The organism is Streptomyces sp. URMC 126, from assembly GCF_051386555.1.
In the GTDB taxonomy this organism is placed as follows: domain Bacteria; phylum Actinomycetota; class Actinomycetes; order Streptomycetales; family Streptomycetaceae; genus Streptomyces.
Window position 1 is genome coordinate 1 of record NZ_JBPQTX010000648.1, and the last position, 864, is coordinate 864.

At 76.6% G+C, this 864-nt stretch carries 1 protein-coding gene; it reads left to right on the top strand.

Going from position 1 to position 864, the window contains the following annotated elements; translation table 11 throughout:
• Nucleotides 1-864 (top strand): (Fe-S)-binding protein (locus tag ACSNOK_RS33300; RefSeq protein ID WP_436784518.1); only part of this gene is annotated, 864 nt, incomplete at both ends.

Here is an 864-nt window from a genome sequence, read left to right on the forward strand (position 1 = left end):
CCCGGCGCCCCGCCCGGCAGCGTGCCCGACCCCGCCGACCCGCGTACCGTCCTGCTCTGGCCCGACACCTTCACCAACCACTTCCACCCGCACGTCGCCCGGTCCGCCGTGCGGGTACTGGAGGACGCCGGCTTCCGGGTCGTCGTCCCGGAACGCCCCGTCTGCTGCGGCCTGACCTGGATCTCCACCGGTCAACTGGACGCCGCGCGCCGGGTGCTGCGCCGCACGCTGGACGTGCTCGGGCCGTGGCTCGCGGCCGGCACGCCCGTCGTCGGCCTGGAACCGTCCTGTACGGCCGTGTTCCGTGCCGACGCGCCGGAGCTGATGCCGGAGGACCAGGACGTGCGGCGGCTCTCCGAGCAGTTCCGCACCTTCTCGGAGCTGCTGGTCGACCGGGCGCCGCACGGCTGGCGGCCGCCGCGAGCGGCCCGTACCGCGCTGGTCCAGACGCACTGCCACCAGCACGCGGTGCTGAAGTTCGACGCCGACCGGGAGCTGATGAAACGCGCCGGGCTGCACGCGGACGTCCTGGACGAGGGCTGCTGCGGCCTCGCCGGCGACTTCGGCTTCGAACGCGGCCACTACGAGGTCTCGATGGCCGTCGGCGAACAGGGCGTCCTGCCCGCCGTCCGCGCCGCCGGGCCCGCGACGTACGTCCTCGCCGACGGCTTCAGCTGCCGCACCCAGATCGAGCAGGGCGGCACGGGCCGCCGGGCCATGCACCTGGCCGAGGCGCTCGCCCTCGGCCTCGACGGCCCGGCCCCGGCCGACCACCCGGAGAAGCTGGGCGCCGTCCGGCCGGACCGCCGGCGGGGGGACGCGTGGGCGGTGACGGCGGCGGCCGGGGCCGTCACCGCCCACGCG